This is a genomic window from Corynebacterium sp. ACRPF, from assembly GCF_022347395.1.
Taxonomy (GTDB): domain Bacteria; phylum Actinomycetota; class Actinomycetes; order Mycobacteriales; family Mycobacteriaceae; genus Corynebacterium; species Corynebacterium tuberculostearicum_D.
The window spans coordinates 22,186-29,047 of record NZ_JAKRNB010000027.1 but is presented as its reverse complement, the minus strand read 5'-3'; the positions used below and the strand labels follow the sequence as shown (position 1 = coordinate 29,047).

The window sequence follows — 6,862 nt, the reverse complement described above, 5'->3', positions numbered from 1 at the left end:
GGGGGCTGCCAGGAGGGGGCGTCGGCAAGCGGGGTGGCACCCACCGAGGTAGGCAGCGGCCGCTCGGGCTCGGGCTGGGCGCAGCCGGCGAGGCAGAAAGCGGCCAGGATGGCGAAAATGAGAGTGCGCTGCATTGAAAATCCCCCCGAATTGAAAAGTGCAACGCCCCGAAGTTTAGCGGCTGACTGTGAATCGCGCACTCCAACTTTTGTATAGCGCGCGAATCGCTAGAATGTCAGACATGCCTAATACTTCCCAGTCGCAACAGTGGTTTGAGCGTTCCTCCAAGGTGATTCCGGGCGGGGTGAACTCGCCGGTGCGCGCGTTTGGCTCCGTGGGTGGCCAGGCTCGCGTAATTGAGCGCGGTGCGGGCTCGCGCCTGTGGGACGTCGACGGCAACGAGTACGTTGACCTGGTTAGCTCCTATGGCCCGATGATTCACGGCAATGCGCACCCAGAGATTGTGGAGGCCGTGCAGCAGGCGGCTGCGGGTGGCTTGAGCTTCGGCTCGCCCACCGAGGGTGAGGCTTTGCTCGCGGAGGCCATCGTCGCGCGCACCGCGGCCGATAAGGTGCGCATGGTTAACTCCGGCACCGAGGCCACCATGTCTGCGGTGCGCTTGGCCCGCGGCTACACCGGCCGCGCCAAAGTCTTGAAGTTCGAGGGCTGCTACCACGGCCACGTGGATGCGCTGTTGGCCTCGGCCGGCTCCGGCGTGGCGACCTTTGCGCTGCCGGATTCCCCGGGCGTTACGGGCGCGACGGCGGCCGATACCATCGTCGTTCCTTATAACGATATCGAGGCCGTGCGCGAGGCATTTGCGCAGCACCCAGGCGAGATTGCCTGCATCATCGCGGAGGCCTCGGCCGGCAACATGGGCACCGTGGCACCAGAGGAAGGCTTCAACGCCGCGCTTGCCGACGTCGCCCATAGCGACGGCGCCCTCCTCATCCTCGACGAGGTCATGACCGGCTTCCGTACCTCCTATAAGGGCTGGTACGGCGTCGACGGCGTGGCGGCGGACCTGGTGACCTTCGGCAAGGTCGTCTCCGGTGGCCTGCCGGCCGCTGCCTTCGGTGGCCGCGCCGAAGTCATGGACTACCTGGCGCCGGACGGTCCGGTCTACCAGGCCGGTACGCTGTCCGGTAATCCGGTGGCTATGGCCTCCGGCCTGAAGTCTTTGGAGTTGGCCGATGAATCGCTCTACGAGCGCCTGCAGGCCAACGCGGATCGCCTGACCGGCATGATTTCTTCCGCGCTGTCGGCCGAGGGCGTAGCGCACCACATCCAGCGGGCGTCTTCGATGTTCTCCATCCGCTTTGCCGAGGGCGAGGGCCGCAACTTTGCCGATATGCAGGCGGCCGAGACCTTCCGCTTCACCCCGTTCTTCCACGCCCTGCTGGATAACGGCATCTACGTCGCGCCGAGCCCATTCGAGACCTGGTTTGTCTCGGATGCTCTTACCGACGCCGACTTTGAACTCATCGAAGCCGCCCTCAAGCCCGCCGCGCAGGCGGCGGCCGCCGCGCGTCCCGCACATTAAGTCCCGCACACCAAGGAGAGACATGACACGCACTATCGTTCACCTCGTGCGCCACGGCGAGGTCCACAACCCGGAGAAGATCCTCTACGGTCGCATCCCGGGCTATCACCTGTCCTCGCGCGGGCATTCCATGGCGGCGCGCACCGCGGAGTCTTTCCGCGACCACGACGTGACCTACCTGGCGGCCTCGCCGCTGCAGCGCGCCCAGGAAACCGCGCGGCCGATTGCGCAGGTAACGGGGCTAGACGTGGACGTCGATAAGACGCTCATCGAGTCCGGCAACCGCTTCGAGGGCCTGCGCACAAAAGGCCTGCGTTCCGCGCTGTGGAACCCGCGCCGCTGGCCGCTGCTGGTCAACCCGCTGGAGCCCTCGTGGGGCGAGCCCTATGAGCAGATTGCCGAGCGCATGCTGGGCTCCATCGAACGCGCCCGCACCGCCGCGGCCGGCCACGAGGCGATCTTGGTCAGCCACCAGCTGCCCATCGTGATGGTGCAGCGCACCGTGCTGGGCCAGCGCCTGCCGCACGCGCCGTGGAACCGCGAATGCGACCTGGCCACGGTTACCTCCCTGCTTTTCGATGACAACCAGGTCACCGACATCTTCTACTCCTCGCCGGCCCAGGAGATTTAATGGCACTACAACGCAAACGCGCGATTGGCGCGGTGCTAGCGGCGGTCGTCGCCCTGCCGCTTGCCGGTTGCTCGCAGGACGCCGATAACGCGCAAAACGCGGTGGCTACCGGCGGCAACTTCGAATTCATCACGCCCGGCGGCGAAAAGGTCATCAACTACGAGGAATCCGAGCGCAAGCCGCTGCGCACCTTCTCCGGCGAGGATGTGCGCGATACGGATAAGACCATTTCCCTGGAGGACTATGAGGGCGAAATCGTCGTGCTCAACTCCTGGGGCCAGTGGTGCGCTCCGTGCCGCGCCGAGGCCGATGACCTCCAAGAAGTCCACTCCGAGCTGCAAAAGCGGAAGATTGGCACTGTCTTGGGCATCAATGTGCGCGACTATAACCCGCAGGTGTCCAATGACTTCCTCGAAGACAACGGGCTGAAGTATCCCTCCATCTACGATCCGCCGTTTAAGACCGCGGCGGCCCTGGGCGGCGTGCCCACCTCTGTGGTCCCGACCACCATCGTCTTGGACAAACAGCACCGCCCGGCTACGGTCTTTTTGCGGTCCATCACCGCCCAAGACGTGATGGACGTAGTGGACAAACTAGAAAAGGAATAAATGGATAACGCAGCGAGCATCGGCAACTCCTTTGCCGAGGCCGCGACCTCCGGCCCACTGATTCTGGGCCTGCTCGCGGCCGCCGTGGCGGGGCTGGTGAGTTTTGCCAGCCCGTGCGTCGTCCCACTGGTGCCTGGCTATATTTCCTACCTGGCCGGCGTGGTGGGCGGCGAGGTTACGTTTGACGGTGAGTTGGGGGTGGGCGTCGGAAAGCGCAGGCAATGGGCCGTGGTACTGGCCGCCGCCTTGTTCATCCTGGGCTTCACCGTGGTTTTCCTGCTGGCGACGGTCTCCGTATTCGGCGCGATTTCCGCGCTTCGGCTCAATGAGGAGACGCTCATGCGCATTGGCGGCGGCGTGACCATCTTGATGGGTGTGGTTTTCCTCGGCGCGATCCCGGCGCTGCAAAAAGACACCCGCATGGCGCCGAAGCGTTGGACCACCTGGCTGGGCGCGCCGCTGCTGGGCGGGATTTTCGCGCTGGGCTGGACGCCGTGCCTGGGCCCAACGCTGGCCGCCATTATTTCCGTATCGGCCGGCACCGAAGGCATGACGGCCGCGCGCGGCGTGCTGCTCATCATCTTTTATTGCCTGGGCTTGGGCCTGCCGTTCCTGCTGGTGGCGCTGGGCTCTGCCCGGGCGATGCGTTCGATTTCGTGGGCCCGCAAGCACTCGCATACCATCCAGATAATCGGCGGCGTGGCCATGATCCTCGTCGGCCTGGCCCTGGTAACCGGCCTGTGGGGCGAATTTATTAGCCTTATCCGCCAGTGGACCGGCAACTTTGGCGCAACCCTGATTTAGGAGAGACGTGAAATATTTCCGCAAAGCCTGGCATTGGCTGACCAGCATGCGCACGGCGCTGGCGCTGCTTTTCTTGCTGGCGCTGGCCGCGATTCCCGGTTCCTTGCTGCCGCAGCGCGACCTCAACGAGCAGAACGTGCAGGACTTCATCGAGTCCAACGGCAACGTAGCGAAGATCTACGACAAGCTGCAGCTTTTCGACGTCTTTTCTTCCGTCTGGTTCCAAGCCATCTTCATCCTCTTGGCCATTTCCCTAGTGGGCTGCATCCTGCCGCGCTCCTGGGATCACTACAAGGCATGGAAGACCCCGCCAACGCGCGCGCCGAAGTACCTCCACAAGCTGCCGCTGGCGGCCGAGGGGCACTCGGATAAGAGCGAGGAAGAGCTATCCGCGGAAATTAAAAAGCGCCTAAAGAAGTGGCGCGTGGCCGAGTACGCCCCAGAAGAAGACCGCGCCGGCGTGCATACCTTCTCCGCGGAGCGCGGCTACGGGCGCGAGCTGGCCAACCTGATCTTCCACGTGGCGCTGGTGGCCATCTTGGTGACCGTTGCCGCTGGCCGCTTGGTCAACTACGAGGGCCAGGTCATCGTGGTCACCGAGTCCGGCTCGCAGGGCGGCGGCCAGACCCTGGATCAGTCCACAGAGTTCTGCAATACCTCCACGTCCAACTTTGACTCCTTCCGCGCCGGCCCGCTTTTCGACGGCACCGGTCTCCACCCCTTCTGCCTCATCGCCCATGACTTCGCGGCGGATTACCTGCCCAACGGCCAGGCGGAGATGTTTACCTCCAACGTTTCCTACGCGGAGGGCGAGGACATCTACAAGGATGACTCCGAGTGGAAGGACTATGAGCTTAAGGTCAACCACCCGCTGCGTTTGGCGCACAACCGCGTCTACTTGCAGGGCCACGGCTACGCGCCGACGGTCACGGTGGAATGGCCCAATGGCGAAAAGCGCACCCAGACCATTCAGTTCCAGCCGAATGACACGACCTTCTTCTTGTCCTCCGGCGCGATGCGCTTCGACCCACCGGCCGGCATGCACCCGGATCTCTATGACCGCCGCCAGAACCAGATCGCCATCCAGGGCCTCTTCGCGCCCACGGCCGAATGGGCCGGCGAGAACGGCAAGCTGCTGCAGTCCGCATATCCCGGGCTGCAGGATCCGGCGATGGCCATCGATATCTACCGCGGTGATGCCGGCCTGGACACCGGCACCCCGCAGTCCTTCTTCTCGCTGGACCCGAACCTGGTGCAGTCCGGCCAGCTACAAAAGATTGACCGCGTGAACCTCAACCAGGGCGAGGACGTCACCCTGGACGATGGCACGAAGATCACCTTTGACGGCGCCAGCGAGTTCGCCAACTACCAGGTCTCTTATGATCCTTTCCAGAAGTGGGTGCTGGCCTCCGCGCTGGTGATGCTCATTTCCTTGGTGGGATCGCTAGTGATTAAGCGCCGCCGCGTCTACATCCGCCTGCGGCCGAACGCGGCCGGCGGCACCGACGTGGAAATGGGCGGCCTCGCCCGCACCGACCGCGCCGGCTGGTCCGAGGAGTTCCACGAGCTGCACCGCGCGCTGCTGGAGCTGCCCGACCCAGACGAGGTCGAAGAAGACGAACTTTATACCGACGATTAGCGCCCCGGCCCGATCCAACAAAAGTTGGATTGGGCCGTTTCGCTGAGTAAGGTAATCAGCACTTATACCGCACGTGTGAAGGCTAGGAGCATTCATGCAGATCGATCAGAATCTGTCTAATTTCTCGGATATCGCGGTGCAGACCGCCTTTGTGGTGTACTGCGTCGCGCTCTTTTTGTCGCTGTTTTACTACGGCCGCATGCAGGGCATCATCGAGGGCCGCCGCGCCGTGAAGTCCGAGGCCGCGAAGGTCTTGGTGGGGGCGGGCGCTGGGGGCGTCGACAAGCAGAGCTATGCCGGCGAGGTTGCCCAGTCTTCTTCCGGAATCACGGCCGATGAGCTGAAGGAAAAGGAGCGCAAGGCCGATAAGCTCGGCGGCATGACCAGCGCGCTGATGTGGGTGGGCATTGCCCTGCACGCCGCGGCGATTGTGTTACGTGGCCTGGCTACCGGCCGCTTCCCGTTTGGCAACCTGTACGAGTACGTGCTGATGGTGAGCTTTGGCGTGCTGCTGGTGGGCAATATTGCCATGCAGCGCAAGGAATGGCGGACCGTGTGGCCGTGGTTGCTCACCCCGACCCTCGCGCTGATGTTTTATGGCTCCACCAAGCTCTATGCCGAGTCCGCCCCGGTGGTGCCGGCGCTGCAGTCGCACTGGCTGCCCATCCACGTCACCGTGGTTTCTTTGGGTGCGTCCATCGGTATTATCTCCGGCATTGTCTCGCTGCTGACGCTGTTCCGTATGGCGCAACCGAAGCATGCCGAGCATGGCTTCTTCGGTGCGGTGGCCCGCCCGCTGCCTTCTGCCGCGAAGATTGACCAGCTGGCCTACCGCCTGGCTGTTATCACCCTGCCGACCTTGGGCTTGGGCATCCTCTTGGGCGCCATCTGGGCCGAGTCCGCCTGGGGCCGCTTCTGGGGCTGGGACCCTAAGGAGACAGTGTCCTTTGCCACCTGGATCCTGTATGCCGCGTACCTGCATGCGCGTGCGACGCCGGCCTTCCGCAAGGCGGCGCCGTGGATCAACGTCATGGCGATGGCGCTGATGGTCTTCAACCTGTTCTTTATCAATATGGTCGTCTCCGGCCTGCACTCCTATGCGGGGCTGAACTAGATGGCGGAGCATACGAGCCCGCGCCATAAGCAGGGCAAGCCGGCCGGCGATAATGCCGTGATTTTGGGCCTTGGCGCCCAATTTGCCGAGCGGCGCCGCGAGTTGGGCATTTTGCAGCAGCAGCTTGCCGACGCCGCCGGTATCTCCCGCTCCACCCTCCACACCATCGAGCACGGTGGTGTGGGCGTGCGGTGGGAAAAGATCACGGCCGTGGCCGAGGCCTTAGGCCTTGAGATGCGTTTCGTGCCGAAGGAAGCCTAGTCCTTCTCGCCGTCGGTGTCGCGTGTGCGGCGCTGGCGGCGTTTTTCTTCCTCCGCCTCCTGGGCGCGGCGCTGCTTGAAGCGCTCCTTTTCTAAGTTCCACAGGAATTCCTCATCATCGTCGGGGCCCTTGATAGCGCGGGGTTGGTCCACCTCGCGCTTTTTCCAGGTGGAGGGCCCGAAGGCCTTCCAGACCAAGTAGGCGGCGAGGACAAAGAGTAAAAGGAGGATGATTCGGCCCATGCGTGGAATTCTACCTGTAC

The 6,862-nt window shown here is 63.7% G+C and carries 8 protein-coding genes; 7 read left to right on the top strand and 1 reads right to left on the bottom strand.

What is annotated here, in order from left to right; genetic code table 11:
- Positions 1–232 precede the first annotated feature (232 nt).
- From hemL to MHX61_RS10760, 7 genes are all read left to right on the top strand, one after another.
- Positions 233–1,543, top strand: coding sequence for a glutamate-1-semialdehyde 2,1-aminomutase (gene hemL, locus MHX61_RS10790; RefSeq protein WP_034668211.1), 1,311 nt, complete (start codon positions 233–235; stop codon positions 1,541–1,543).
- 22 nt (positions 1,544–1,565) lie between these two features.
- Positions 1,566–2,174, top strand: a complete 609-nt coding sequence (locus MHX61_RS10785; RefSeq protein WP_239194777.1) for a histidine phosphatase family protein — start codon at positions 1,566–1,568, stop codon at positions 2,172–2,174.
- Complete coding sequence (locus tag MHX61_RS10780; RefSeq protein WP_204610322.1) at positions 2,174–2,782, top strand: TlpA disulfide reductase family protein; 609 nt, start codon at positions 2,174–2,176, stop codon at positions 2,780–2,782. The genes MHX61_RS10785 and MHX61_RS10780 overlap by 1 nt, the downstream gene beginning before the upstream one ends.
- The gene (locus tag MHX61_RS10775) at positions 2,783–3,586 is read left to right on the top strand and encodes a cytochrome c biogenesis CcdA family protein (protein WP_239194774.1); all 804 of its coding nucleotides are present in this window, start codon (positions 2,783–2,785) and stop codon (positions 3,584–3,586) included.
- 7 nt (positions 3,587–3,593) lie between these two features.
- Positions 3,594–5,225, top strand: a complete 1,632-nt coding sequence (locus MHX61_RS10770; RefSeq protein ID WP_239194771.1) for a cytochrome c biogenesis protein ResB — start codon at positions 3,594–3,596, stop codon at positions 5,223–5,225.
- Between the two features lie 94 nt (positions 5,226–5,319).
- On the top strand, positions 5,320–6,339 hold the full coding sequence (ccsB, locus tag MHX61_RS10765) for a c-type cytochrome biogenesis protein CcsB (RefSeq protein WP_239194769.1): 1,020 nt from the start codon (positions 5,320–5,322) through the stop codon (positions 6,337–6,339).
- Positions 6,340–6,600 (top strand): helix-turn-helix domain-containing protein, encoded by a 261-nt coding sequence (locus MHX61_RS10760; protein WP_239194766.1) that lies wholly within the window; start codon positions 6,340–6,342, stop codon positions 6,598–6,600.
- Here the strand turns inward: MHX61_RS10760 and MHX61_RS10755 are convergent.
- Entirely contained in the window at positions 6,597–6,842 is a 246-nt protein-coding gene (locus MHX61_RS10755; protein WP_239194763.1) for a hypothetical protein, read from the bottom strand. The two genes, MHX61_RS10760 and MHX61_RS10755, sit on opposite strands and share 4 nt — an antisense overlap.
- Positions 6,843–6,862 lie beyond the last annotated feature (20 nt).

Excerpts from the sequence above, each read along its gene's own strand:
- MHX61_RS10785 (WP_239194777.1), top strand. The coding sequence starts at position 1,566 with ATGACACGCACTATCGTTCACCTCGTGCGCCACGGCGAGGTCCACAAC.
- MHX61_RS10760 (WP_239194766.1), top strand. The coding sequence starts at position 6,340 with ATGGCGGAGCATACGAGCCCGCGCCATAAGCAGGGCAAGCCGGCCGGC.
- MHX61_RS10780 (WP_204610322.1), top strand. The coding sequence starts at position 2,174 with ATGGCACTACAACGCAAACGCGCGATTGGCGCGGTGCTAGCGGCGGTC.
- ccsB (WP_239194769.1), top strand. The coding sequence starts at position 5,320 with ATGCAGATCGATCAGAATCTGTCTAATTTCTCGGATATCGCGGTGCAG.
- MHX61_RS10775 (WP_239194774.1), top strand. The coding sequence starts at position 2,783 with ATGGATAACGCAGCGAGCATCGGCAACTCCTTTGCCGAGGCCGCGACC.
- MHX61_RS10755 (WP_239194763.1), bottom strand. The coding sequence starts at position 6,842 with ATGGGCCGAATCATCCTCCTTTTACTCTTTGTCCTCGCCGCCTACTTG.
- hemL (WP_034668211.1), top strand. The coding sequence starts at position 233 with ATGTCAGACATGCCTAATACTTCCCAGTCGCAACAGTGGTTTGAGCGT.